Origin of the sequence: Erwinia sp. Leaf53 (genome assembly GCF_001422605.1) — a bacterium.
GTDB lineage: Bacteria > Pseudomonadota > Gammaproteobacteria > Enterobacterales > Enterobacteriaceae > Erwinia.
Genome location: NZ_LMLK01000023.1, coordinates 457,959 through 483,606, shown reverse-complemented (window position 1 = coordinate 483,606; position 25,648 = coordinate 457,959). Strand labels below are relative to the sequence as shown.

The 25,648-nt window shown below is 58.3% G+C and carries 22 protein-coding genes and 3 pseudogenes; 14 read left to right on the top strand and 11 right to left on the bottom strand.

Annotation, left to right across the window (positions count from 1 at the left end; genetic code table 11):
* The 6 genes and pseudogenes from ASF13_RS18410 to ASF13_RS18380 form a co-directional block, all read right to left on the bottom strand.
* Positions 1 to 1,352, bottom strand: a 1,352-nt coding sequence (locus ASF13_RS18410) for a M23 family metallopeptidase (RefSeq protein WP_235515045.1), incomplete at its 3' end; no start/stop codon positions are given.
* Between the two features lie 15 nt (positions 1,353 to 1,367).
* Positions 1,368 to 3,452, bottom strand: a pseudogene (locus ASF13_RS18405) (type VI secretion system Vgr family protein); the annotation flags it as partial.
* A gap of 120 nt (positions 3,453 to 3,572) precedes the next feature.
* Positions 3,573 to 3,874, bottom strand: a pseudogene (locus tag ASF13_RS18400) (contractile injection system protein, VgrG/Pvc8 family); the annotation flags it as partial.
* A 1,669-nt stretch (positions 3,875 to 5,543) separates the two neighbouring features.
* A complete protein-coding gene (locus tag ASF13_RS18390; protein ID WP_056239678.1) occupies positions 5,544 to 5,879 on the bottom strand; it encodes a type II toxin-antitoxin system RelE/ParE family toxin in 336 nt (111 codons plus the stop codon).
* Positions 5,848 to 6,084 carry a ParD-like family protein gene (locus tag ASF13_RS18385; protein ID WP_056239676.1) on the bottom strand — a complete coding sequence of 79 codons (237 nt, stop codon included), beginning with the start codon at positions 6,082 to 6,084 and terminating at the stop codon, positions 5,848 to 5,850. The genes ASF13_RS18390 and ASF13_RS18385 overlap by 32 nt, the downstream gene beginning before the upstream one ends.
* Before the next feature lie 318 nt (positions 6,085 to 6,402).
* Positions 6,403 to 7,089: a B3/4 domain-containing protein gene (locus ASF13_RS18380; protein ID WP_056239674.1), complete on the bottom strand. Its 687-nt coding sequence runs from the start codon at positions 7,087 to 7,089 to the stop codon at positions 6,403 to 6,405.
* Positions 7,090 to 7,396: 307 nt separating this feature from the next.
* Between ASF13_RS18380 and ASF13_RS18375 the strand changes: the two genes are divergently transcribed.
* The 5 genes from ASF13_RS18375 (at position 7,397) to ASF13_RS18360 (ending at position 10,609) form a co-directional block, all read left to right on the top strand.
* Positions 7,397 to 7,936, top strand: coding sequence for a helix-turn-helix domain-containing protein (locus tag ASF13_RS18375; protein WP_082502385.1), 540 nt, complete (start codon positions 7,397 to 7,399; stop codon positions 7,934 to 7,936).
* Between the two features lie 187 nt (positions 7,937 to 8,123).
* The gene (locus ASF13_RS18370) at positions 8,124 to 8,558 is read left to right on the top strand and encodes a type IV secretion protein Rhs (RefSeq protein ID WP_235515043.1); all 435 of its coding nucleotides are present in this window, start codon (positions 8,124 to 8,126) and stop codon (positions 8,556 to 8,558) included.
* Between the two features lie 122 nt (positions 8,559 to 8,680).
* Positions 8,681 to 9,034, top strand: coding sequence for a putative T6SS immunity periplasmic lipoprotein (locus tag ASF13_RS23760; RefSeq protein ID WP_072166430.1), 354 nt, complete (start codon positions 8,681 to 8,683; stop codon positions 9,032 to 9,034).
* Positions 9,034 to 9,513: a type VI secretion system tube protein TssD gene (locus tag ASF13_RS18365; protein WP_056239765.1), complete on the top strand. Its 480-nt coding sequence runs from the start codon at positions 9,034 to 9,036 to the stop codon at positions 9,511 to 9,513. Before ASF13_RS23760 ends, ASF13_RS18365 begins: the two co-directional genes overlap by 1 nt.
* 202 nt (positions 9,514 to 9,715) lie before the next feature.
* Entirely contained in the window at positions 9,716 to 10,609 is an 894-nt protein-coding gene (locus ASF13_RS18360) for a dihydrodipicolinate synthase family protein (RefSeq protein ID WP_056239671.1), read from the top strand.
* A 180-nt stretch (positions 10,610 to 10,789) separates the two neighbouring features.
* Here the strand turns inward: ASF13_RS18360 and ASF13_RS18355 are convergent, their stop codons facing one another.
* Positions 10,790 to 12,466 carry a glycoside hydrolase family 43 protein gene (locus tag ASF13_RS18355; RefSeq protein ID WP_235515041.1) on the bottom strand — a complete coding sequence of 559 codons (1,677 nt, stop codon included), beginning with the start codon at positions 12,464 to 12,466 and terminating at the stop codon, positions 10,790 to 10,792.
* Positions 12,467 to 12,492: 26 nt separating this feature from the next.
* Positions 12,493 to 13,824, bottom strand: a complete 1,332-nt coding sequence (locus tag ASF13_RS18350) for a glycoside-pentoside-hexuronide (GPH):cation symporter (RefSeq protein WP_056239668.1) — start codon at positions 13,822 to 13,824, stop codon at positions 12,493 to 12,495.
* Positions 13,825 to 13,957: 133 nt separating this feature from the next.
* On the opposite strand from ASF13_RS18350, the gene ASF13_RS18345 reads away from it, so the two are divergent.
* From ASF13_RS18345 to ASF13_RS18335, 3 genes are all read left to right on the top strand, one after another.
* Positions 13,958 to 14,881, top strand: a complete 924-nt coding sequence (locus ASF13_RS18345; protein ID WP_056239665.1) for a helix-turn-helix transcriptional regulator — start codon at positions 13,958 to 13,960, stop codon at positions 14,879 to 14,881.
* A gap of 310 nt (positions 14,882 to 15,191) precedes the next feature.
* A complete protein-coding gene (locus tag ASF13_RS18340; protein WP_056239662.1) occupies positions 15,192 to 15,398 on the top strand; it encodes a hypothetical protein in 207 nt (68 codons plus the stop codon).
* Positions 15,399 to 15,467: 69 nt separating this feature from the next.
* Positions 15,468 to 16,205 carry a 4'-phosphopantetheinyl transferase gene (locus tag ASF13_RS18335; protein ID WP_056239659.1) on the top strand — a complete coding sequence of 246 codons (738 nt, stop codon included), beginning with the start codon at positions 15,468 to 15,470 and terminating at the stop codon, positions 16,203 to 16,205.
* Here the strand turns inward: ASF13_RS18335 and ASF13_RS24805 are convergent.
* From ASF13_RS24805 to ascF, 3 genes are all read right to left on the bottom strand, one after another.
* A complete protein-coding gene (locus ASF13_RS24805; RefSeq protein ID WP_200929794.1) occupies positions 16,202 to 16,366 on the bottom strand; it encodes a hypothetical protein in 165 nt (54 codons plus the stop codon). The two genes, ASF13_RS18335 and ASF13_RS24805, sit on opposite strands and share 4 nt — an antisense overlap.
* A 222-nt stretch (positions 16,367 to 16,588) precedes the next feature.
* The gene (locus ASF13_RS18330; protein WP_056239656.1) at positions 16,589 to 18,019 is read right to left on the bottom strand and encodes a 6-phospho-beta-glucosidase; all 1,431 of its coding nucleotides are present in this window, start codon (positions 18,017 to 18,019) and stop codon (positions 16,589 to 16,591) included.
* A gap of 12 nt (positions 18,020 to 18,031) precedes the next feature.
* A complete protein-coding gene (gene ascF, locus ASF13_RS18325; protein WP_056239653.1) occupies positions 18,032 to 19,507 on the bottom strand; it encodes a PTS cellobiose/arbutin/salicin transporter subunit IIBC in 1,476 nt (491 codons plus the stop codon).
* Positions 19,508 to 19,707: 200 nt separating this feature from the next.
* Here ascF and ASF13_RS18320 point away from each other — a divergent pair, with 200 nt between their 5' ends.
* From ASF13_RS18320 to ASF13_RS18295, 6 genes and pseudogenes are all read left to right on the top strand, one after another.
* On the top strand, positions 19,708 to 20,727 hold the full coding sequence (locus ASF13_RS18320) for a LacI family DNA-binding transcriptional regulator (protein WP_056239650.1): 1,020 nt from the start codon (positions 19,708 to 19,710) through the stop codon (positions 20,725 to 20,727).
* 309 nt (positions 20,728 to 21,036) lie between these two features.
* Positions 21,037 to 22,038 (top strand): LLM class flavin-dependent oxidoreductase, encoded by a 1,002-nt coding sequence (locus ASF13_RS18315; protein ID WP_056239647.1) that lies wholly within the window; start codon positions 21,037 to 21,039, stop codon positions 22,036 to 22,038.
* Positions 22,039 to 22,048: 10 nt separating this feature from the next.
* Positions 22,049 to 23,179, top strand: a complete 1,131-nt coding sequence (locus ASF13_RS18310) for a M20 peptidase aminoacylase family protein (RefSeq protein WP_056239643.1) — start codon at positions 22,049 to 22,051, stop codon at positions 23,177 to 23,179.
* Positions 23,180 to 23,279: 100 nt separating this feature from the next.
* Positions 23,280 to 24,215, top strand: a pseudogene (locus ASF13_RS18305) (ABC transporter substrate-binding protein); the annotation flags it as partial.
* An 11-nt stretch (positions 24,216 to 24,226) separates the two neighbouring features.
* Entirely contained in the window at positions 24,227 to 24,751 is a 525-nt protein-coding gene (locus tag ASF13_RS18300) for a GNAT family N-acetyltransferase (protein WP_056239640.1), read from the top strand.
* The gene (locus tag ASF13_RS18295) at positions 24,738 to 25,646 is read left to right on the top strand and encodes an amino acid ABC transporter permease (protein ID WP_056239636.1); all 909 of its coding nucleotides are present in this window, start codon (positions 24,738 to 24,740) and stop codon (positions 25,644 to 25,646) included. The genes ASF13_RS18300 and ASF13_RS18295 overlap by 14 nt, the downstream gene beginning before the upstream one ends.
* Positions 25,647 to 25,648: the final 2 nt, after the last annotated feature.

Genomic DNA, 25,648 nt, shown 5'->3' with positions numbered 1-25,648 from the left:
GTCATTATTCTCTCAATCACCTCACACTCCAGCCATCCACATTTCCTGAAATGTGCGATAAACCGCCTCGGGTCAAAATGCCAGACCCGGCCCGTTGGTATCTCTGCGCAGTTCTCCAGCGCCAGTGCTTTCGCCAGCGCCACCAGTGAGCCCCAGTCCTGCCGGCTCATCGGCTCTTCCAGCACGGCGTTGGGCTGCTTCAGCCAGCCGTAGCGGCTCTCCACCGTGTCGGTRTCCCACTCCAGCGGGAAATGGCAGATCGTGCGGCTCAGATCCATACGGCCGGAACCCAGTATCGTCGGCGAGTTGCACTGGCTGTTGCTGTCCTCGTCGTCATCCACCAGTCTCCAGCCCGTCCAGTGCGGAAAATCCGCATCGCTGTATTTCTTTATGCTTTCCGCCGCCAGGTTGACGATGCCTTTTCCCTCCGGCGTATTGATGGTTCGCCAAAGCGGCGCATCCGCCGGAGACAGCGTTTCATACCGGGTGTTGATCACCCGGCCAAAGCGCAGCAGCTCATAACCGGCGCTCGGGCTGCCGGGATAAAGCTTGAGCGCATTTTTGTACAGGCCGTATTCATATTCCGCCCCGTCTGCGTCGGTCAGCGCGTCGCCCACCTCGTCGTACTGAAGCGGGTCGATAACGTTCTGCCTGCGGGTTTTCATGATGCAGTGGCCGCCGCCCAGGGTCATTGAGACGAACAAATCAGCCGCTGTCGTCCTCAACGGTTCATCGCTGCTTTGCCCCGGCACCGCGCCGTAAACCGGCGTTCCGGCCGGAATGTAAAAGTGCATATCGCCGTAACAGGCGGTGGTGCGGCCATTTTTGCTCAGATCCAGCTCCGGAGTTGTGCGCCCGGTTATCCGGGCAATGTTCCCGTCGTCGCAGAATATCTGGAAGTGCACGCCACTCCTGTCATCCACCATGCCCACCGTGCCCAGCGGGGATTTGCGTTTCACCCGCTGGCCGRCGGCMACCGACGGAGCAAGATCCTTGATATGCATATACAGAGAGTACCAGGTGATTTTATCCTCCGGCTGGCTGCCGGTTTCGGCCACGTGCCTGATCAGCACGTAGCCGTTGTCGGTTTTGCCGTTGTAATTCAGSGGCGGATGCTGGCGTTTTGCGATATCAGAATGGCGGAATGAGACGATCCGGCCGTCGGCAATCGCGCGCARCATCTCAGGCCGGCTTCCCGAATCCGCATGCCGGAGATGGATACCGCCATGCCAGGAGCGGTGCGCGTTCAGCGGATAGCCGCGCCGGGGATCGACCGGCATCATGCGCTCAATCCACGCTTCATCCGTTTCTGAATCACTTTTTGTGCGCAAAAATGGTGGGCTGATTAACATGGGTACACTCCTTTGTTATGAAACGGAGAATTTCAGAGAGGGATCTTTCGCTTTCTCAGGCAGTTCGTGCAGCGGCTCATTTACACTGTGCCTCTGCTGCCGCTCATAGTGCCCCGCCCGGACGCGGTGATCCCCGAGCGTGGCGGACTCGATGGCGTTGGCGTCAATAGTGATGTAGCTTCCGCCGCCGTTCAGCGTGATTCTCTTTTTCGCGATGATTTTTATTTCATCTTCCGTACTGATAATGCCGATCTCTTTGCGCGCCAGCAGCGCCAGCAGGTCGTTCTGCGCCTGTATCTGTACCGGGCCCTGGTTGGCGGTAAGCCTGATCCCCATCTTCCTGACGAACACGCTCAGCGCCTGGCCCACCCCGATAAACAGGTTTTTCACCACRCTGATGTCCGCGTGCTTTCCGGCGGTAGCCGTCAGGTTTTCGTCCGCCGTCAGCTGCAGACTGTTCCCGCTCACCAGCGCCATGCCATCCGGGGCGCTCATCAGGATAACCGACTGCTTCAGTTCATTCAGACGCTGCTCCAGCAGCGCTATCTGCGCCTGCAGGCTGGCCGGACTGCCGCTGGCGGCCTGCGCATCATCGGATATCCCCTGCATCTGYGCCTGCGCGCCCTTCAGCAGGCTAATCGCCGCCTGCATCTCCCGCTGCTCACCCTGCGCSTTCGGCTGGCCRTCGGCGGTGATAAACAGTCCTTTCTCCGCCCGCAGCGTGCCCCAGCTGTCGCTGCGCAGCTCAAARCCTTCACCGCGCTTCTGCTTTTCGCTGTCCACCATATGCCCGAGGTTCAGCTGGCTTTTGCCGCCGTACTCGGTGCTGAGCTTGATATGCTCCTGGCCCGCCGTGTCGTCGAGGCGCAGTTTGTTGTTCTTCGGCGTGCGCAGCACGTTGCGCCTGTAGTTGCGGATGGTGACGTGGTCGCCGTGCGCCGAGTCGTGCAGCACCCCGGCAATATACGGCCGGTCCGGGTTGCCGTGCTCAAAGGCTATCGCCACCTCGGTGCCYGCCAGCARCGGCAGGTGCAGGCCGTAGGTGTCGCCCGCGTAGGGCCGCGCCTGGCGCACCCACAGGCTCTCAAAGCCGGTTTCCCAGCCCGCGCGGTCAAACAGCATATTGACGCGGTAGCGCCCGTCGCGGTCAATGTGGCCGTAGGTGTCGTTCACCGTGGTGCTGGTAACGCGCGCCGGTAACGTGCCCGCCATCACCGGATGCGGGGGCGGTTCAGGGCGGAAGCCGTAGCGGTTGCCGAGCGGGATGCCCTCAAAGGCGGTTTCAAAGCTGCGGTCGCGCCGTGCGGTACAGGTGATGGCGGTGACCAGCACGCCGCTGCGGAACACCCCGCTGACCTCCTCACCGCCGCTGACCGTCAGCTCGCAGCCGCAGGTCAGTTGAGGGCAGGTGGTGAGTGCGGAGACCCGCGCCTGGCCGTTCAGGTAGCGCTCGTGGCGCAGGCGGGCGTGGAACGCGCCGCTCTCGGGTTCCGGATGGGAGCTGTAGCCGTCGCCCGGCGTCAGCCAGTTGTCGGCCCAGTGGTAAGACTCGCCGTAGGTGGTGTCGTCGCCGCCGGTGACGTCCGCCTGCACGTTCATATCCTCCAGGGCGTTGCGGTAGTTATAGTCGCGCCCGCTGACGCTTTTCTCCACCACCGCAAAGCGGCTGGCGAAGCCCCACGCGCAATCCGTGGCGGCATCGTGCATGCCGGAGGGCGGTACGGCGGGCAGCGTCAGCCCTTTAACGTGGCCCTGCTTACCGTCGTAAAACTCCACCACGTCAATATGCAGGCGGGCGTCGGGGGTGAAGCGGAACCAGATGCCGACCTCCCCCAGCAGGCGGGTGATAAACGTCAGGTCATCCTCGCCGTACTGCATCACCTGCTCGCGCGGCGGGTAGGCGTTGTTGAGGGTGAAGACAAAGTCCTGGCCGCGCATCCCGTGGCGCTCGCGCAGGATTTTCTCCACGATCTGCGGCACCGACATCTGCTGGTAAATGGCGTTCTGGCGGCTGCGCGACAGCAGGGTGAGGCGCGGCTGCAGGGTAACGGCGTAGTGGGTCTGGTCGGCGGAGGTGCCGAAACGTTCGAAACCGGTGATNCGGATTTTCAGCGCAGGCGTAACATTGAACGACTGGGCGAAGCGTGGTAAATGGCGTTCTGGCGGCTGCGCGACAGCAGGGTGAGGCGCGGCTGCAGGGTAACGGCGTAGTGGGTCTGGTCGGCGGAGGTGCCGAAACGTTCGAAACCGGTGATYACGCCCTGCACCATGCGCACCGGCTGCTGCACCTTTATGCCCCGGCCCTGGTCCGGCGGAGCCTGTAAGGTCAGCGAGGCGGGTTTCATCAGCATCGYCTCGCGGGTGATGGCGGGGTCGGCGCTGGTGAACTCAATGCGCCAGCGGAACGGCTCGCTCAGGTGCTCTTCGCCGCTAAACGCCAGCACGTCGGGCTGCGCGTCGCAGCCGCGCACCGCCAGCAGGTGGTGGCTGTGGCTAAAAAAAGAGACCGGGTTACTGCTCATGATGATGTCCTTATGTTTTGCTGCCGGAAGTCAGTGACAGACACGCTACCGCCCTTCGCTGTAAACCCGAGCGCGCGGATCGACGGCAGGCTTCCCATTTTCTTACTTATATGCCCCCATTGAGGTCAGATCAAACATTTACATGTGCTTCTCTAATCTCACTATAAGAAGAAATATTCATGTTTATTCCTTTAAAAATGGTGTTAGAAGCAAGTATTAAGCACACTTTTTTTACGTGTACACTGGTGACTATATAGTGAGCAGAACAACATAATCAATATGCAAATTGATAGAATGCGATCTGATTTATATAGGAATTATCTTACATTCGAGGTATGCAGATTGAGAAAAACAGAGAGTCGGCCAACTGAATAAATCCGAAAAATGAACAAAGAGAGCTGCTCAGCGATGTCCTGATAGGCTTCACTTTATACATATAATGAAATAATTTTAATGGATAACTAAAATGATAATCACTCATTGTGATTACATCAACTTCAGGTCTATTTCGGAGATAAGTTACTGCGAATTTTGTTATAGTCTTCTCCCCTGACTACCTGTGTCATGCATTTTATGTCATTGGTGACTGCTGCGGGCAGGGCTGGGTTTCGGGATTGAGTGCAGGAGGATGATCGTCACCTGTATCGCTCGCTTCAATCTACAAATTACGTTTGAGTTCACAAACGGCGATGCGTATGTCGTCAGCGATGAGGATTATCAATGATAAAAATACACCCCCCTCCACTACCCGGCGTCTGGTTTCCTGTCAGCCTGCCGTGTCGCCGGAGATGGCGGTAAACTGGCTGAACCACTGAAGTGAGTCAACCAGACAATTATACAGCCCCTAAAAATTGGTCAGGGTCATTTTCAGAAGTCACTCCGCAATAACTTCATTAGCAGACTGAGAAGCCAGTCAAGACACCGGGTAATCCCCAGCATAGTGGCAACGGTCACCACGAACTTTGACAACTCAGCGGGAGCGGCATACCACCCTGACAGAACCTGTACCCCGTTCAAAACGACACCGGCTATCAGTACTGATAAGGCAATAACTATCAGGCGGGACAGGCTGAACGTTTTGTATACCTTATCAGGTGTGTTGAGAATTTTTACCATGACCGGCTTCCAATGTAATCTCCTAAAAAAACCAATTAAAAAATAGAATTATATTCCTAATCAGCACTCTAAGATAACAAGGATAATTAAACACCACCTAATCAATAATTAATCTCAAAATTTAATCAGCGTCACATTATCTGAAAACTATTATAATAACAGGTCACACATCAGTGCTTTTGGCTAAAAGTACAATATAAATATAGATTTCACCCTGAATAAGCGAGAGTGTAAGTGTTGATCACCAGCTGGCACGACGCCGGTAACGAAGTTGTTTGGGATGCCATAACGCTCTCATCACCTGACATCTCAATACTTCAGTTCCATTGCCACTAGCGTAATGGTGGCGTACAACGGCGGGTAAAAACGTTAAACAACTTCATGGCGAATGCCCATACCACTTCCAGCAATTCCTCCGCCACAAGCATAATCCAGGCCATTTGGGTTCCCTCTGTCAGACAAGGTCGTCCTCGGGTACGGCCGCAAGCTATCCGGGTCGTCCCGGATACGGCCTGAAGGGGATACATCTAAAAGGCTGTAAGATTGCCAGCCATCAACTTGATTTGATAAGTTTAAGGTCTGCTTTACGGCTTCTCTTCAGAACATCGTAAAAGTTTTCGTGAGAACCTAAACTTAGCAAATAGAGTTCTATCTTGCTTTCCACCCAGCTATAGCCCAACAACATCTGCTGGCTGTTTACTGAAAATTTGTGTACCCGCAGGTAGGAGAGGTCGCCTTTCTTTTGCTCTCCTACCGCCGGGTTTTCGATGATTTTTTCTATTTCATCTTCAATCAGCATCAACGAATCCTGATCAAATCGCTCCAGGCTTTTCGTGAAGCGATTGGTTTCGTACACATCAATCTGTGACTTTCTTTGTTCTGCGCACATATTTCTTTACCTTATTGTTTTCGACCTCACTTTGAGCGAGCAAAATCTCCCAGATAAAGCTAAACGGCAGGTCAGGGTTATCTTCAGCAATGCGCCCTATTTTTGCCCAGTATTCAATCTGTTTAGGGATGCTTCGGCTCGCGGCCTCGGCATGAACTTTTACATCGCTCACGAAGTCTTCATCAAGACGGACGCTGATGGCCATAATTTTTACTCCAGTAGCTCTTACTAACAACATGAACAGCAAGTGCGTTCGAAAAGTATAATGAGGTAACCTGGGGGGAAGCGGCTTGGCCTGGAACGAATCAGATATGAACATTGCAGGAGATTCAGTAAACCAGGCTAAGCGATGCAACCATCCGCAACTTTGCTCACATACGGTTACGAGAGATTACGACATTTAAGTGCATAAAGCAACATTTTGTCGCGTCAGGCCACCCACATCCAGAGAGCAGACAGCCTGTGCTGAAGATGAACTGATGGGCTCGCCTCTCATTCAAAATCCCTTGAAACCACGTGCTGCTTAACCGTTTATCAGCGTGCTGCTGAACTCTGCTCCCGGCATCATCTCCGTTAGTCCATCGGTGAGCATTTTTCCGGCCGCGTGTAACTCTTCCAGCGGCATCGCCGGCAGGCTTTCCAGAATAAACCACATCTGCGCATCTTCGGCGCACAGGCGGGTACGGATCCCCTGCCGCCAGTTCCAGCGGCGGCAGGTGACGCCCGCGTCGTCGCACCACACCACCTCCCCCGCTTCCGGGGACTCCAGCGCGGGCTGCCCCTCTTTGAAGGTATCGAAGGTTTCGCTGCCGCTGGCGACGATCAGCCGCGGCATTCCCTGATAAGCGGCAAAGTTCTCGCCGCCGACCGGGATGGCGTAGCGCAGGCTGACCGCGTTATAGAGATCGACCACCGGATCCAGCGCCGCCATGCTGCCGTCGCGCAGCACCCGTTTGCGCAGCGCCTCTGCCGAGCAGGGGGTACGCTTCGGTTTAGCGCCAAACTGGCGAAAGGCCTCGCCCCAGGCGGCAAGGTGCGCTTCTGCCCAGTCCGGCTGACCAGCCAGCACCGCTTCACAGGCGGCCTGCAACGCCTTTTCACCCACGGTGACATCCTGCACGGCTGCCGCCTTGACGCTGATACTCAGGGCACGGAAGCCCGGTGCGATACGGCTAATTTCTTTACTGATTGACGGTGTGACGTTAAACATCGGATAATCCTGTAATGACCGTTTTCGACCATGATAATGACCAATGACCAAAAAAGTCAATTTAACGACCGCTAATACGACCAACGCGAACGGCCTTCCAGCCGATGTCAACCTTGCAGGTGGCGCTGCTACTGGCGCGGTCATCAATACCGCTACAGGCGGCGCTGGTGCTGCCGCGCTCAACAACACCGCTACTGACGGCACACATCCTGACGCGATCAACCAGACCGCCACAGGTGGCGCTGCTACTGGCGCGCTCAACAACACCGCGACAGGCGGCGCTGACGCCGGCGCGGTCAGCGCCGCGATGGCTGCCCGCATTCGTCTCTACCGTAGCCAGAAAAAGATGTCGCTGGATGAGCTGTCGCGGCGTGCCGGGGTGAGTAAAGGCATGCTGGTGGAGATCGAGGGCTGCAGGGCCAATCCCAGTATCGCCCTGCTGTGCCGCATCGCCGCCGCGATGGGCGTGTCGGTGGCGGACTTTGTTAACGTCGCCAGCGCGCCGCCGGTGCACGTGATCGCCGCTGAGGAGATCCCGGTGCTGTGGCAGGGCGAGCACGGCGGCAGCGCCCGGCTGCTGGCCGGCACCAGCGGCCCGGAGATGGTCGAGCTGTGGCGCTGGGTGATGCAGCCGGGCGAAAGCTTCGCTTCCCCCGGCCATCCGCAGTCGACCTGTGAACTGCTGTACGTTGAACAGGGTAGCCTGACGCTGTGGGTCGACGAGCAGCGCTACGAGATCGCTGCGGGGAATTCAGCCGTCGCCCGCACCGACGCGCCACACCGCTATACCAACCACGGAGATAGCCGTCTTGAATTTACCATGACCGTTTATGAACCGGGTCGGTAGCGAGTATAAGCGGGCAAAGGTGGCCAGAATGAGCGTGCTACCTGAGCCCGATTTTTTCATCATATCTCATTCCATCAGCGCTTCTCATTTGACTTAAAGAGCTTTCACAGACAATTTTCTTTCCAGACGGATTCTGTTCAGGAGTAGGATAACCGCTCGATACCATCACGGACCGAGGGGTTATTGAATGCCAGTCAATGAACGCATTAAACCGACATCAGGCACCCCTATTATGCCCGGCGGAGTCAGGCAGCTTACGATAGGTGAAATCGCTCTGGCGAGAACGCTGTACGGTGACAGCATTCGTTACAGCAAGGTGTGGGTGCACAGAGAAAGCTATCTGCCCTTCAATTTAATGCCTGTTGATATCGCCATGAGCCCTAACGGTGAAATGTGGTACAGGGAAGGAACTTATTCTCCCGATTTCTCGTTAGAACAACAATTAGTAAAAAAACACCGATTCATGCATGAAATGATGCATGTCTGGCAATCACAGAAGGGAATGTTCGTCAGAACCAGAGGGTTATTCTCTCGTTTTGCTGATTATAGTTACCATTTAGAAAAAGCAGATCTTTTTCACTATGGTTTAGAACAGCAGGCCAGCATTGTTAGTGATTACTGACTACTTCTCAACTATGGTTTCAGCGATAACAATTACCTGCATGAGTATCTGGATTATAATCGTGAAGAGTCTACTTCTTCACTAATTAAAAGATATAAATCAGTTCTGAAAGGCTTCCCCGGATGAAAAATATCATTATTATAACACTTTCATTAATGTTAACCGGCTGCCCGGGTGGACCCAGAGCCCCTCACCCCAGATCCGTATTTATTAATGGCGAAAATTTATGTTTCAGTCTGAATAAACATGATGTGTTGAACTACTACACAATAACATCCACTGAAACGGGTGATATTAAAACAATCAAATCATCAGGAGATAAAAAGCTGAATTTATCTTATCCGGAAAACTGCATAACAATAAAATGGAAGTATGGCTACAGCTATGTGATAAATTATGGACTCAATGACAAGAAATACACTCATGATTTTTTCATTGATAACAACGGACAATTAACCAACACAGGAGGTTTATGATGTCATTGCCCGCATATTTGTTTCTGTATGATGAGAGTGGAACACAGATAAAAGGTGATTGTATGGTACAAGGGAGGGAAGGTGCTATCGAAATAATGAATAGCAGTTATGGTGTCAGGCAGAGTGTAGATAGCCATAGCGGTAACTTGACCGGCACACGTCAGCATGACCCCATTACAATCCACAAGCAACTCGATAAAATAAGTCCTTACCTTGCGGTCGCCGTTTGTGAATCAAGGAGATTACAAAAAGCAGTTATTCAGTATTATGAAACAATTGAGTCTGGGATAGAGTCAATGATATATGAAGTCAGATTAGAGAACATCGTCATTTCCTCCGTTGATTTCACACATGTCTACTATCCTGGTAGTTCCTCTCCTAATATGCATGAGGTTGTAGGAATCAGGTTCAAAAGTATCGAGTGGTACTATAAAAAAGGCAACATTACCTACTCTGATTCGTGGATGAAAAAAAAGTGAATATCTCCTTCCTGCATGTTTGAAGTGTGTCGTGAGCTCCGGGATACTACTGTAGTAAATCCGGGCTGAGAGCAGAGAAATGTAGTTATCGTTAGCGACCAGCATCGATTAGCCAGTGTGGCGCATAATGATGTCCTTGCTTAACATGCTCAGCCTGCAACCGCCAGCTGACTTTGTCACATAAAATAAAACAGGAGTCGCCATGTTTACCGGTCTTAGCGCTTTCCCCCTTACGCCGTTTAATGCCGATGGCATTGATGAAGCGGCATTTATCCGCCTGCTTAACCGCCTGACCGCCGCCCGCGTAGATTCGCTGGGGGTGCTGGGGTCGACCGGCAGCTACGCCTATCTGAGCCGCGAACAGCGCAGCCGTATTGCCCAGGTCGCCAGGCAACATGCCGGGGAGACGCCGTTAATGGTCAGCATCGGGGCGATTAGCACCGAACAGGTACTACATCTGGTCGACGACGCGCAGCGGGCCGGGGCAGATGCCCTGCTGTTACCGGCGATGAGCTATCAGAAACTGACTGATGATGAGGTATTTGGCCTGTTTGAGACGGTGACGCGCTATGTCTCGGTGCCGGTCTGTGTTTATGACAACCCAGGAACCACTCACTTTACATTCTCCGATGACCTGCACGGCCGGATTGCCGCCCTGCCCGGCATTGCGTCGGTGAAGATCCCCGGCGTGCCGCCAGCGGCAGACGACGCCGCCGCACGGGTAAAGTCGCTGCGCGATCGGCTGCCGGGCCGGGTAACGATTGGGGTAAGCGGTGATGCCTTTGCCGCTGCCGGGCTGAAGGCGGGCTGTGAGGTCTGGTACTCGGTGATGGGCGGCCTGTTCCCGCACGCCGCAAAAGCGCTGACCGACGCCGCCGCGCGCGGCGACAGTGCGCAGGTGGCTGAACTGGGCGCACGGCTGGAGCCGCTGTGGGCGCTGTTCCGCCAGCACGGCGGCAGCATCCGGGTGATCGCCGCGGCGGCCAGCGCGCTGGGCCTGACCGATGCCGACTGCCTGCCGCGCCCGCTGCTGCCGCTGGCAGCAAAGGATAGGGAAGAAGTGGCGCGGATTATTACAAAGCTGGAGCTGGCCTGATCTGTTGCCGCTGCCAGCCACAGACCGGGAAGCAGTGGCGCGGATTATTACACAGCTGGAGCTGGCCTGATCTGTTGCCGCTGCCAGCCACAGACCGGGAAGCAGTGGCGCGGATTATTATTCAGCCGGAACTGGCCTGATCTGTCGCCGCTACCTGTTTCCATTCAGCCCGCTGCACCCTTATTCGATACGCTTTGCCTCGTTCGCCCGGTAGCGGATAAACTCAAAGCTGGCGGGCTGACGATGATAAACCGCATCGACGCAGGCGATGCCGACAAACGAGCCGGTGAACTCGCCGTACTGACTGTATTCGTCGGAGAACAGCGCCGCGTCGTAACGCTGGCCGACCGGCTGATAGTGCACATCGTCGGTGGACCAGCTGAAGCCCATTTGTCGGCCGTCGATTTCCAGCCGCAGGTAGAGTTCACCATCGGCTGGGTGGGTGCAGAGGTGGCGATCCTCCCTTTTCAACCCGTTATCCAGATGGACAACCGACAGTTCGGCCGAACGCGTGCGCTCGTCAAAGGTTTTCTGCAGCAGCAGCCAGTTCATATTGTCGTAGTAGAGGATCAGCCCGGCGCTGTGCTGGAAAACGGCGGGTGAGAAATCCATGCGGGTGGTGACGGTGGCGTCCAGCGCGGTCAGCTTGCGCGCCAGCAGGCTGACCCGGTTTTCGGAACAGAGCGACTCCTGGCCGCGCAGCGTTACCCAGCCCGGTTTGACTGCGGTATTGGCGAAGGTCTCCGCCGCGATGCGCGGGGCGTAGAGGTGGATATCCAGCGGGCCGTCGTCAAAGCGGATCGCCCGATCGACGATCTCCGCAGGCTGTGGGCCTGCCACACCGGGAATATCAATCCAGTCGCGGGCGATATTGCCCCCGCCCGCCAGCCGCAGCCAGCCGTCCTCGGTCCAGTATGCCTCCTGAATCGCCGTTTCCCGCCCCAGCGGGCAGCACAGCTCCGGGCGCAGCGGGCGGCTGCACAGGTGCACCATATACACCCGGCCATCGTCGCACTCAACGTAGCTGGCGTGCCCGGCCTTCTGCAGGCCGGCATCCGGGTTAAAGCAGCCGGCGCGCAGGTAGTCTTTATCAAAGGCCGCCGCCGAGGTTTTGTCGATCACCAGCGGCGTGTGCAGCCGGTCGGCGCTGGCCGAGGTGAGGATCGGGTTCTGCGGATCTTTCTCATACGGCCCGAGCACGTGGCGGGAACGCCCCATGGTGACGCAGTGGCCGTAGCCGGTGCCGCCTTCGGCGGTCATGATGTAGTACCAGCCGTTGCGTTTGGTCAGGTGCGCCCCCTCCGCGCCGATCTCGCCGTCGCCGGACCAGATGCGCTGCGGGAAACCGACCGTTTTGCCGCTGGCCGCGTCATACTCCACCACGCTGATCGCGCCGCTGTAGCCGTCGCGGTTTTCCCAGTCGACCGCCACCACCCATTTACGTCCGTCGTCGTCGTGCAGGATCGAGGCGTCATAGCCCGCCGAGTGCAGGTAGACCGGCTTGCTCCACGGCCCTTCAATATTCTCTGCGGTGATCAGGTAGTTATCGACGTCAAAGTAGCGCCCGTTCATCGAATTCATCACGCCGTACAGCACGTAAAACAGCCCGTCCGCCTCACACCAGGTGAGGCAGGGTGCCCAGATGCCTTTGGCAGAGCGCAGTTTCGTCAGGTCGGCCTGAGCGGGGGTGGTAATGACATGGGTTTTCAGCGTCCAGTTGCCCAGGTCGGTAGAGTGCCAGATCGGAATGCCCGGGAACCACTCGAACGAGGAAACGGCAATATAGTAGTCATCGCCACGGCGGCAGATCGCCGGGTCCGGGTTAAAGCCTTTTAAAATCGGATTAGTGATAATCATTGATGCCTCACTCTGATTCGTTAACGTTAACTGACTTTTGCCAGGCCGGTGCGCACGCCGTTATCGCTGCGGTAGCGGCCGATAATCAGCACCAGCGCCACCACCAGCAGCGCCGGGTAAAGGGTGAAAATCAGCCGGATGGTATGCACCGCGTCGGCGCCCTGCTGCGTTGCACCGCCGGTGTAGCCGCTCCAGGCCAGCAGCCAGCCGATCAGCGCGCCGCCCAGCGCGATGCCCAGCTTGATAGCGAACAGGTTAGTGGAGAAGACGATTCCGCTCAGCTTGCGGCCGGTCTGCCGCTCCAGCACGTCGACCACGTCGGAGAGCAGCGCCCACTGCAGCGGGGTGGCCAGCAGCTGAATAAAGTTAATCGCCACGATCAGCGCCAGGATCACCGCAATCGAGTCAGCGGGAATAAAGTAGAGGACCGCCAGCAGCACCGCTTCCAGCAGCATACAAATTTTAAAACCTTTAACCTTGTCGTAATTTTTAAAGAAAATACCGGAGCACAGAGCGCCAAAAAAGGCCGCCACAATACTTACGGTTAAAAAGGTGGTCACCAGATCCGGGCGGCTCAACACATAATTACAGAAATAGATCACCACGCCGGCTTTAAATATCACCGCCACCAGGTTCACCACGTTAAGAATAAACAGCGACAGCCACTCGCGGCTTTTAGTCAGTACCGCAATATCCTGCCAGACGCTGACGCGGCTGGTTTCAGGCGGGCTGATATATTTCTCGTGGGTCAGCCGGTAGCAGACCAGCAGCAGCACCGTGCCCAGCGCGCCGATCAGCACCATAGCGTGGAAGTAGCCCTGCTGCAGATTGCCGTGGCCCAGCCAGGCCACCAGCGGCAGCGCGGCCAGCGATACGATCAGCCCGCCGCAGGCGCTCATCGCAAAGCGCCACGACTGCAGCGAAACGCGCCCGGCCGAGGTCTGGCTGAGGTTGTTGATCATCGCGCAATAAGGCACGTTGATGGTGCTGTAGAGCAGCGAAAGCAGGGCGTAAGAGACGTAAGCGTAGGCCAGCTTACCGCCGTAGGAGAGGTCCGGCGTGTAGAAGGTCATCATACAGACCAGGCCAAAGGGTACGGCGAACCACAGGATCCACGGGCGGAACTGCCCCTTCGCGGTTCGGGTGCGGTCGGCCAGCGCGCCCATACCGATATCGAATACCGCATCAATCACCCGCACCGCCAGGAACATGGTGCCCATATGCGCCGGTGATAACCCGTAAACGTCGGTATAAAAATAAGCCATAAACAGCATAATGGTTTGCCAGACCAGATTACAGGCGGTATCCCCTAAACCATAACCAAACTTATCTGCACGCGTCAGTGTCGTTTCCGTCATTTTAAGCCTCGGTACCTGGAGAATATTATTTTGATTGTTTTTCTGGACGCAACAGCGCCGGCAATAAGATTATTGCTTTCCCCTGGGGGAGTCTGTATAAAATGGCGCGCGGGATATAAGAAAGGTGAACCTGATGCGTGATGACAATCCCATTTACGAAAATATAATTCTGTCTGACCACCGTTTGTTTTATCTGCAGAAATACGTGCTGCCTGACTACGCCGGCGAAGTTATCCCCTCGCACTTTCATTTTATGCCGGAAATAATGTGGTTCCGCCAGGCGGGCGGCAACTTCACCATCAACGGCGACTGTTATCCGTTAAAAGACAATACGCTGGTTTACATCCCGCCGCTGATCCCCCACGAGCTGCAGCTCGACGCCGCCGCCCTGCACTACCGCTATCTGCTGCAGCTGGAGGACGATCTGCTGACCGGGCTGGCGGTCACCGGCTACCCGCAAAAGCAGAGTATCCCGCTGTTGATGGTGGTGCCGGAGCCGCTGGCCGGGCGGCTGGAAACGCTGTTCGCCTGGTGTGACGGCTATCAGCAGTTCCCGGCGCAGCAGGTGCTGTTTCGCAAAGCGCTGTCGCTGCTGCTGGAGGAGATCTTTCTGCTTACCCCCCAGCGCCACGACGGCTGGCAGAGTGAACGGCCCGGCTTTATGCACGACCTGCTGCAGGTGCTGCAGCAGATGGAGCGGGAAAACCGCTTTGAACTGGGTACGCTGGAGGCCGCGCAGCGCTGCGGCGTGTCAAAGTCCTACTTTTCCCGCCGTTTTAAAGCCCACTTTGGCATGACGTTTAAAGAGTACCTGCTGGTGAGCAAGCTGAAGTCGGCGGTGGGGCTGCTGCTGGCCGGTGAACGTAAAATCGCCGATATCGCCGAGGCCACCGGCTTTACCGACAGCGCCTATTTTACGCTGAAGTTCCGTACGCTGATGGGCTGTACGCCGACGGAGTTTCGGCTGCAGGCGGCGAGCGACCGCTGGGGAAAGGCGGTTTACCCGCCCCACGCGCCCGTCACGGCTAATGACTTTTTTATTAGCGCGAATGAATAGTCTGTATTTTTTTTAACCTTAATTTTACGCCAGCGCCCTGACCCCTGCTCAGCGTGGTGGCGCGGGGCTTGCACGGCAAAATCTGCGCTACGTGCCCCTTCCGGGCCGTCGGTTCAGCTCAGACTAAACCCATCACCCCCTTAAAGTCCCTGCTGGCGGCAGCCCGGTGCCTGCCACACCCGCCGACAAAGCGGGAATAAAAACGCGTGCGCTGAATCACAATGTCAGGTTCTGCAATATTTCTGTCACAAAAGCATCATATGCTGGTACTACACTTGAAGAGTCAAACGTTTAACGGAATTGAATAATCATGACAACCGTCAAGGCAACAAACCTGAAAGATGCGGAAGAGCTGCTCCACTCCGGGATCAACAAAGTCGAACTTGCTTACGATATCGGCAGCGACGACTTCTTCCGCCTCGCCAGCCGCTGGTGCGATCGTGGTGCGAAAATCTCCATGGGCCGTGATCATTTCGTGGTGTCGATTAAAGGGATGAGCATCCCACCGAACCACTAAGCCCCGGGATTTTGAAAACTGGCTGCTTACCTGTTTAAATAGCGTCTCAATCTGAACCGGTAAGTGGCTATGCACGCTGTCAGTCTTTCCGTCTGCCCCCCTTTTCTGCCGTCCGCCCGGCTGCAGCCGCTGGATTATGCCTCCGGCGTGATGCTGCTCGACGCCCGTTTTTATCCTGAACATTTCGATGAATCGCTGTTTCAGCGTTTAGCCATTCCCGCGCCGGAACAGCTGCGCCAGGCGCTGCGCAAACGGCGGGCGGAGTATCTGGCCAGCCGTTTCAGCGTGCAGCAGGCGCTGGCGACCTTCGGCATCGACGGCTTTATCCTGACCAACAGTGCGGCGCGGGCGCCGGTCTGGCCGGCCGGCCTTGGCGGGTCGCTGTCGCACAGCCGTAACCGGGTGTGCGCGCTGTTAACCCGCGATAAGGATCGGCTGGTCGGTATCGACTGTGAGCAGGTGATGGCCGGGGCCACGGCGCGGGAGATGGCGGAGATGATCGTTAATCCGGCCGAGCAGCAGCGGCTGATGGCGCTGGATCGCCCGTTTCATCAGGCACTAACGGCGGTGTTCTCGGTCAAAGAGAGCCTTTATAAAGCGCTCTGGCCGCATTTAGGGCAGTTTATGGAATTCAGCGATGCGGATGTGGTGGCGGTCAGTGCGGATTGCCGACAAATGCGGCTGCGGCTGACGCGAAACTGGTCAGAGACGTTTTATCAGGGGCGGGAATTTCAGGCGCGGCTGGTGTGGCAGCCCGATGAGGTAATGAGTACCGTCATCGGGTGGCACAACGACAGGCCGTATTAGTCACGCGTCTGATGCTCCCGTAAGGCGGGCAGGTCGTGCAGCTCCACGCCGTACAGCTCGACCATCGGCATCATCGCTTCCACCACCCGGCAGCTGTCGAGCGTCATCATGCCGGCCGGTACCTGGAAATAGCGGGTAAAATGCAGCCATAAACCTTTCATCGGGGATTCCTCGCTTTTGCAGGCGGTTACAGGTTGCAAACGCCTTAACTGTCGCCAGTAAACCGCAAAACCGCCCCGCCACCAACCATCCTTTTCGCAAGCCTAATCCCGCGTTGCGGAAATAGACAGCGCGCAACGGCCGCGATGATTTCCGGGGATGAAAAAGGGGCGCGAAAGCGCCCCCTGCAGGTCCGGTTGCCTGTACGGCAACCCGTTCAGTCGTTAACTCAGATCCGCGCCGTTACTGGCGATCACCTTCTGATACCAGTAAAACGATTTTTTGCGGGTGCGGGCGAAGGTGCCCTGCCCCTGGTCATCGCGATCGACCCAGACAAAGCCGTAGCGCTTGCTCATCTCCCCGGTGGATGCGGACACCAGATCGATGCAGCCCCACGAGGTGTAGCCGATCACCGGGATACCGTCGTCGATGGCGTCCGCCATCGCCTTGATATGCTCGCGCAGGTAGCTGATGCGGTAGTCGTCGTCGATCCCGCCCTGCGCGTTAACCTCATCCTTCGCGCCGAGGCCGTTTTCCACCAGGAACAGCGGCTTCTGGTAGCGGTCATACATCATATTCATGGTGATGCGCAGCCCCAACGGATCGATGCCCCAGCCCCATTCGCTGGCCTGGATATGCGGGTTCTTCAGCGATTTGACGATGTTGGCGGCGCTGCTGTTGTGCTCGTTCATCTCCGCCGAGGCGCAGCGCGAGGCGTAGTAGCTGAAGGAGACAAAATCGACGCTGTTTTTCAGGATCTCATCGTCGCCCGGCTCCATCACCACGCTGATGCCTTTATCGCGGAACAGGCGGCGGGTGTACGAGGGGTAAGCGCCGCGCGCCTGCACATCGATAAAGAACAGGTTTTCGCGGTCTTTCTCCAGCGCGGCCCACACGTCTTCCGGCTTGCACGACCAGGGGTAGAAGTTGCCACCGGCCAGCATGCAGCCCACCTGATTCTGCGGGTTGACCTCGTGGGCAATTCGGGTGGCTAACGCGCTGGCCAGCAGCTCATGGTGCGCCGCCTGGTATTTCACCTGCTCCGGGTTGTCCTGCGGCTCAAACACCAGCCCGGCGCCGGAGAAGGGGCTGTGCAGCAGGATGTTGATCTCATTAAAGGTCAGCCAGTACTTCACCAGGCCGTCAAAGGCTTCAAAGCAGGTGCGGGCGTAGTGGGTAAAGAACGCCACCATCCTGCGGTTGCGCCACGAACCGTATTCGCGCACCAGGTGCATCGGCACGTCAAAGTGGCACAGCGTCACCAGCGGCTCGATGCCGTGCTTTTTGCACTCGCTGAACAGATCCCGGTAGAAGGCGATGCCTTCCGCGTTCGGCACGGTCTCATCGCCGTTGGGGAACAGGCGGCTCCAGGCGATCGAGGTGCGAAACACGCTGAACCCCATCTCCGCCATCAGCGCAATATCCTCTTTGTAGCGATGGTAAAAATCTATGCCTTCATGGCTGGGATAGAACTCATCCTCGCGCAGCGCAAAGCGTTTTTGCTGGCCGAGCTTAACCGCCAGCCGGTCTTTACCGTGAGGGATCATATCCACCGTGGTCAGCCCTTTGCCGCCGGCCAGATACGCGCCTTCGGCCTGGTTCGCGGCGAGCGCACCACCCCATAAAAAGTCCGCGGGGAAAACAGATGCTGGCATAGATACCTCTTCTCAGTTGGTCGTTTTTAAAACAGGTTGTTCAGCTAACGCGGGTGCCGCGCTGGCCTTGTCGGTTGCCGCCTCGGCTTTCGTCTGCGGCTCAACCGGAATATCTTCAAAGCCCAGCACCAGCGTCAGAATAAATGACAGCACCACCGCGAGGATCATCACGCCAAACACCCAGACGATGGTCATCGGGTTGGTCGGGTCAAAGAACTGCACGCTGGTAAACAGGCCCGGCGAGGCCATCGAGTGGCTGGCCAGGCCCGCGACGCCGGCCACGCCGCCGCAGACAAAACCGCTGATTAACGCGGCGATCAGCGGGCGCTTCAGGCGCAGCGCCACGCCGTACAGCGCCGGTTCTGAAATACCGGCGACGATCGCCGAGGCCGCGGCGGCCAGCGCCGTCTGGCGCAGCTCCGGGTTTTTGGTGCGCCAGGCCACCGCCAGTGAGGAGCCGCCTAACGACAGGTTGGCGCCGATCTCAGACGGCATCACCATCCCCTCTTTGCCGGTTTCGGCGATGGTCTGAATGATGGTCGGCGTAAACACCCGGTGCATGCCGGTCATCACCAGCAGCGGCCACAGCGCGCCCATGATCGCCACCGATAACCAGCCCAGATAGCTGTGGATGGTGTAGACCAGCGCCGAGATGCCGCTGCCGATCCAGATCCCCAGCGGGCCAATCAGCAGGATGGCGATCGGCGCGGCGATCAGCACGATCAGCATCGGTTTAAGGAAGTTTTTGGTTACCGCCGGCGTGATGCGGTCAACCCAGCGTTCAATGTAGGAGAGCAGCCAGGTCATGATTAACGCCGGGATCACCGTGTAGGTGTATTTCACCGCCGTGACCGGCACCCCCATAAAGTCAACCGGCTGCCCCTGGGCCGCCTTCGCCATCAGATCGATAAACGCCGGGTGCAGCAGCACCCCGGCAATGGCGATCGCCAGCGACATATTGGTTTTGAATTTGACCGCGGCAGAGGCGGCCACCATCACCGGCAGGAAGAAGAACGCGCCGTCGCCGATAGCGTTAAGGATAATCAGCGTCGGGGCGTCTTTTTCGACTACCCCGGTCATCGCGAGGATCATCGCCAGCAGCTTGACCATCGAACCACCGATAATCGCCGGGATCAGCGGCGACATGGTGCCAATCAGCGCGTCGAGAATGCCGGCCCCGATGCGCCTCAGGGTGAGCTTGCCTTTGGCAGGCGCGGGCTGTGCCGCCGCTGCCCCGGCGGGCAGCAGTTTCACCACCTCGGCATAAGCCTGTGAAACGGTATTGCCGATAATCACCTGGCACTGATTTTCACTTCTCACCACGCCAAGCACGCCGCCGATCGCCTTCAGGCTGGCGGCGTCGACGCGGGCGTCGTCGTTAAGCACAAAGCGCAGGCGCGTCATGCAGTGCGTTACCGCCGCAACGTTATTCGCGCCGCCAACGGCGTCCACTATCGATCTTGCTACCGTTATATAATTTTTAGACATGAGGATGATTCTCGTAGGATAGGTAACCGGTCTCACACAATGTTGTTTAGATCCTGACTGGATATCAATAACTAAATTTAGTTATTGCTTTTTTTGTGAACGGGATCGACATGTGAGACGGCGATCGGCGGTGAATCGCCTGCTCTGGCGCGGGGTAATGTGTAGAATGGCGGCTATTGTTAACGGGTCAGGAAATCCCTATGTCGACCATGCAGGAAGTGGCAAAAATAGCCGGCGTCTCGAAAGCCACCGTGTCGCGGGTGCTCACCGGCAAAGGCTACGTCAGCGACGCCACGCGGGATCAGGTGTTTAAGGCGATTGAACAGGCGGGCTATCGCCCCAACCTGCTGGCGCGCAATCTGGCCAGCAGTAAATCGCAGTGCATCGGTATGGTGGTGACCAACACCCTGTATAACGGCAGTTATTTCAGCGAGTTGCTGGCACAGGCGGCAAAAAAGCTGGAGGACAACGGCCGCCAGCTGATTCTGGTCGACGGCAAACACAACGCCGGGGAGGAGCAGCAGGCGATCCAGTTTCTGCTCGGGTTACGCTGTGATGCGATTATCATCTATCCGCGCTTTCTGACCATTGCCGCGATGGATGAGATTATCGGCCAGCATAAGCAGCCGATTATGGTGGTGAACCGTCGGCTGCGGGTGCATCAGAGCCATTGCATCTGCTGCGATCATCAGGAAGCCAGCCGCAACGCCACGCGCCATCTGCTGGAACGCGGCCACCGCGAGATCGCCTTTATCACCGGCTCGCTGGACTCCCCGACGGCGATCGAACGTCTTTCAGGCTACAAAGAGGCGTTAAAACAGCACGGAATTGCGCCGGATGAACGGCTGATCGTGCAGGGCAAATGGACGCCGGCCAGCGGGGCAGCGGCGGTTGCATCGTTGCTCGGTGCTGACGTCCGCTTTAGCGCGGTGCTGGCCAGCAACGATGAGATGGCGATTGGGGCGATTAAGCAGCTGACCCTGGCGGGAATTGCCGTACCGGCACAGGTCTCGGTGATCGGCTTCGATGATATCCCGACCGCCGCCTGGCTTTCACCGGCCCTGTCCAGCGTAAAGGATCCGGTGAGCGGCATGATGAACGAAGTGATCGATCGGCTGATCGCCATGCTCGACGGCGGTTATCTGTCGCAGGACAATCTGTTTACCTCAACGCTGCAAATCAGGGATTCGGTGGCAGAGGGGCCTTACCGGCAACAGTGATATGTGTGACGGATAGTCGGTAGCCAGAAGTCGGTAGTCGGTAGTCAGTGAGCGGCAAGCCTGGCGGCCCGCAAGGGTGGCCTGAATGAAACGTTAATCGCCACAGGCTGTGATGCCTGTGGCCAGGGTACGCCAGTAAACCTTATTATTCCCCCGCGACCAACCATGCTTTTCGCAACCCTAATCCCGGATTTCGGGATTAGCGGTTAATCCCGCCGTTTGAATGAGTTATGCCGGATTTGTTGTTTTACAGCCCTCCTCGCCCCCTTCAATAATTGCCGGTAATTGCTACGAACTCAAGGAACAGACATGGCTTACCGACTGAGCTTGCTGGATAAAAGCCCGGTGGCTGAAGGCGAAGATGCCTCTCAGGCGCTGGCCCGCACCGTAACGCTGGCGCAAAAGGCCGAGCAGTGGGGCTTTCACCGCATCTGGCTGGCGGAACACCACAACACCGCGGCGCTGGCCGGGCCGTCGCCGGAGGTGCTGATTGCCTGGATCCTGGCGCATACCCAGAATCTGCGGGTCGGCTCCGGCGGGGTGATGCTGCAGCACTACAGCCCGTACAAGGTAGCCGAGAACTTTAACCTGCTGGCCTCGTTAGCGCCGGGCCGCGTCGACCTCGGCGTCGGCAAAGCGCCGGGCGGCCTGCCGCTCTCTACCCGCGCCCTGCAGCAGGGGGTGCATGCCGCCGAGAAAGGCGACTTCGCCAGCCAGCTGAAAGCGCTGGACGGCTGGCTGACCGCCCCACCGGCCGGTGCCGATGCCACAGACAGCCTGCAGGCCACCCCGCTGCCGCCGCTGCCGGCCAGCCGTTTCCTGCTGGGTGCCAGCGAGGGCAGCGCGCAGCTGGCTGCCGAACTCGGCTGGGAGTTTGTCTACGCCGCGCACATCAACGGCAATGAACAGGACCTGGCGCGTTCGCTGGACGCATACCGCAGCCACAGCGGCGGCCGCCCTGCGCTGCTGGCGGTGCAGGCGATCGTAGCAAGCACCGCCGAACAGGCCAGCGCCCTCGCCACCGACCTGAAACACTTCCGCGTGCACGTCAATAACGGCCAGACGGTTAACGTTGGCAGCGTGGCCCAGGCGGAAGCCTTTATCCGCCAGTCCGGGGCCACCGAACACCGGATCGAGCCGCGCGAGTCCACCGCGATTACCGGTACCGCAGAGCAGGTACACCGGCATCTGCAACAGCTGCACCAGCGCTACGGCATTGAAGAATTTATTATCGACACCCCGGTCAGCCAGGGTGCCGCCCGCCTGAAATCGCTGGAGCTGCTGGCCAGCCACCAGCTGGTCGCGGCATAAGGAGCAGAGCATGAGCCAGACTTTAGAAGCACAGCTGGTCGCCTGGCGACGCGAGCTGCACCAGTATCCTGAACTCTCCAACGAAGAGTTCGCCACCACCGAACGCATTCAGAACTGGCTGCGCAGCGCGGATATCCGCCAGCTGCCGTTCGGCCTGAAAACCGGCGTCATTGCCGAGATCGGCCAGGGCGAGCCGCTGATCGCGCTGCGCGCCGATATCGATGCGCTGCCGATCGACGAGGTCGCCCCGGTTGAATTCCGTTCAAAAAACCCCGGCGTGATGCACGCCTGCGGCCACGATATTCACACCTCGGTGATCCTCGGCGCGGCGCTGCTGCTGAAGGCGCGGGAGAGCAGCCTGCCCGGCCGCGTGCGCCTGCTGTTCCAGCCCGCCGAAGAGCGCTTTGGCGGGGCGAAAACGCTGATCGGGGCCGGTGCGCTGGAGGGCGTCAGCGCCATTTTCGGCGCACACAACGCGCCGGAGCTGCCGGTGGGCACCTTTGCCACCCGCGGCGGGCCGTTCTACGCCAACGTCGATCGCTTTGATATTGAAATTGAGGGCAAAGGGGCGCACGCCGCACGCCCGCAGGAAGGCGTTGATTCTATTGTGATCGCCAGCCAGATCGTTACCGCGCTGCAGACGCTGGTCAGCCGTAACTACAGCCCGCTGGAGTCGGTGGTGGTCAGCGTCACCCGCATTGAGGGCGGTAATACCTGGAACGTGCTGCCGCAGAAGGTGGTGCTGGAAGGCACCGTGCGCACCCATAACGATGCGATCCGCGCTGAGATCCCGGCGCGCATTGAAAAGCTGATTAGCAGCATCGCCGAAGGCTTTGGCGGCCGCGCGCAGCTCAACTGGCACGGCGGCCCGCCGGCGGTGGTCAACACCGAACGCTGGGCGGAGTTCAGCAAACAGGTGGCGGCACGCGCCGGTTATGAGGTGCAGCACGCGGAGGTGCAGATGGGCGGCGAAGATTTTGCCTTCTACCTGCACAACACGCCGGGCACCTTCGTCAGCATCGGCAGCGCCAGCGAGTTTGGCCTGCACCATCCCGGCTTTAACCCGGACGATTCACTGATTTACCCCGCCGCGCAGTTCTTCAGCCAGCTGGCCGAAGCGGCGCTGCAGGAAATTAACTGACCACGGCAGGCCGCAGGTTCATCTGCACTCCCCTGCCCGACCGTCAGCCCGGCTGCGGCGGCAGGGATAAAAAATAAAATAAGAGACATCACACATGATTAAAAAAGCCACACTCACCGCGCTGATCTCCGCCACCCTGCTGCTCAGCAGCGCCGCCTTCGCGGAAACCGTTAAGATTAACGGCACCGGCATCAGCGTTGAAGCCAATACCACGCCGATCCACGCCCCGGTTAACCCGGAAGCAGTGGCGCAGCTGCCGAAAAACCTGCGCCTCGCGGTACCGGGCAAATTTACCGTCGCGGTCGCCGCGCTGAACTCGCCGCCGCTGGCGCTGTTCTCCGATGACAACAAAACCCTGCTCGGCAGCGAGGCGGATATCGCCCGCCTGGTGGCCGACAGCCTGGGCCTTGAGCTGAATATTGTACCGACCTCATGGGAAGACTGGCCGCTGGGGGTCTCTTCCGGTAAATACGACGCGGCGATCACCAACGTCACCGTGACCAAAGAGCGTAAAGAGAAGTTTGACTTCGCCACCTACCGCCAGGACACGCTGGGCTTCTACGTGAAGTCCACCAGCAAAATTACCTCGCTGAAGACAGCCGAAGATATCGCCGGCCTGCGCATCATCGTCGGCTCCGGCACCAATCAGGAGGCGGTGCTGCTGGCGTGGGACGCGGAAAACCAGAAGAAAGGCCTGAAGCCGTTTACGCCGATCTACGTGAAGGATGATGCGGCGCAAACGCTGGCGATCCAGTCCGGCCGTGCCGACGCCTTCTTTGGCCCGAACGTGATGGGCGCGTGGAAAGCGGCGCTGACCGGCCAGACCAGACTTGTTGGCATCGTTGACGGCGGCTGGCCGAAGGCGGCACATATCGCGGTAACGCTGAAGAAAGGCAACGGTCTGGTCACCCCGGTGCATACCGCGCTGAACGGCGTGATCAGGGGCGGCGAGTACGACAAAGTGCTGAACCGCTGGGGTGAAGGCGTGGAGCGTCTTGAGCAGTCCGAAATCAACCCGCCAGGCCTGGGCGACTAAAGGAGGCCGCAATGAGCCACGAACAGTTTCGTCAGCTCTCCCCGGAGGCGCCAGAACTGGCGCCGATCATCTCGGGACTGTTTGATGAGTACAGCGCCCGCTACGGCGATTTTTTTGCGCGTCATGCCGAAGTTGAGCTGACCGAATGGTATCTGCCGCCGCAGGGGCTGTTTATCGTGCTGGAGCGCGACGGCGAAATTATCGCCATGGGGGCCTACAAGCCCTATGACGCCGTGACCGCCGAGCTGAAACGCATCTGGACCCGTGGCGACCTGCGTCGCCAGGGGCTGGCGCAGAAGGTGCTGGTTGAGCTGGAACGGCGCGCGCTGGAAGCCGGCTACCGCCAGGTGTTTCTGACCACCGGCTTCCGCCAGCCGGAGGCGGTGCGCCTGTACCTCTCTTACGGCTACCAGCCGCAGTTTGATATCACCCGCGATCCGGTGGAGTACAGCCTGCCGCCGCACGACGGCCGCCTGCGCTTTCGCAAGCCGCTGGGCGATAACGTGCTGACGGAGGCCGTCGATGAAGCATCATGAACATCTGCGGGTGGTGCCCGCGCGCTATCCGCTGCGCATTCTGGGCGCGTTTCTGGCGCTGTTTATTCTCGCGGTAGTGATTCAGTCGGTGGCGTTCAACCCGCGCTGGGAGTGGGGGGTGTTTGCCAAATGGTTCTTTAACCCGGCGGTGCTCAGCGGGCTGGGGCAGACGCTGCTGCTGACCCTGCTCGGCACCGTCTTCAGCATCCTGTTCGGCGGCGCGCTGGCGCTGGCGCGCCTGTCGCCGTCGTGGCTGCTCTCCGGCATGGCGTTCGGCTATATCTGGCTGTTCCGCTCGCTGCCGCTGATCGTGGTGCTGATCATCCTCTACAACTTCTCCTATCTGTACGACACGCTGTCGCTGGGCATTCCCTTTACCCCGCTGAAGTTCGCGGAATACCAGACCATCGATATCCTCGGCCAGTTCAGCACCGCGGTGATCGGCCTGACGCTGGTGCAGTCCGCCTATACCGCAGAGATCATTCGCGGCGGTATTCTCGGCGTCGATCAGGGCCAGTTTGAAGCCGCCGCCGCGCTCGGCCTGCCCTCGTCGCGCCGCACGCTGCGCATTATCCTGCCGCAGGCGCTGCGCTCGATTATCCCGACCGGCTTTAACGAAATTATCAGCCTCGCCAAGGGCACCTCGATGGTGTACGTGCTGGCGATGCCGGAGCTGTTTTACACCATTCAGATGGTCTACAACCGCACCCAGCAGGTGATCCCGCTGCTGATGGTCGCCGCCGTCTGGTACCTGCTGATCACCACCGTGCTGTCGGTGTTCCAGCACTACGTTGAACGCTGGCTGGCGCGCAGCGCCACCCGTGAATCCTCCACCCCGCGCCGCCGCTGGTTTCAGCGCCGACCTGAAGCCAACATCACCCCGTTGAGGAGCTAACC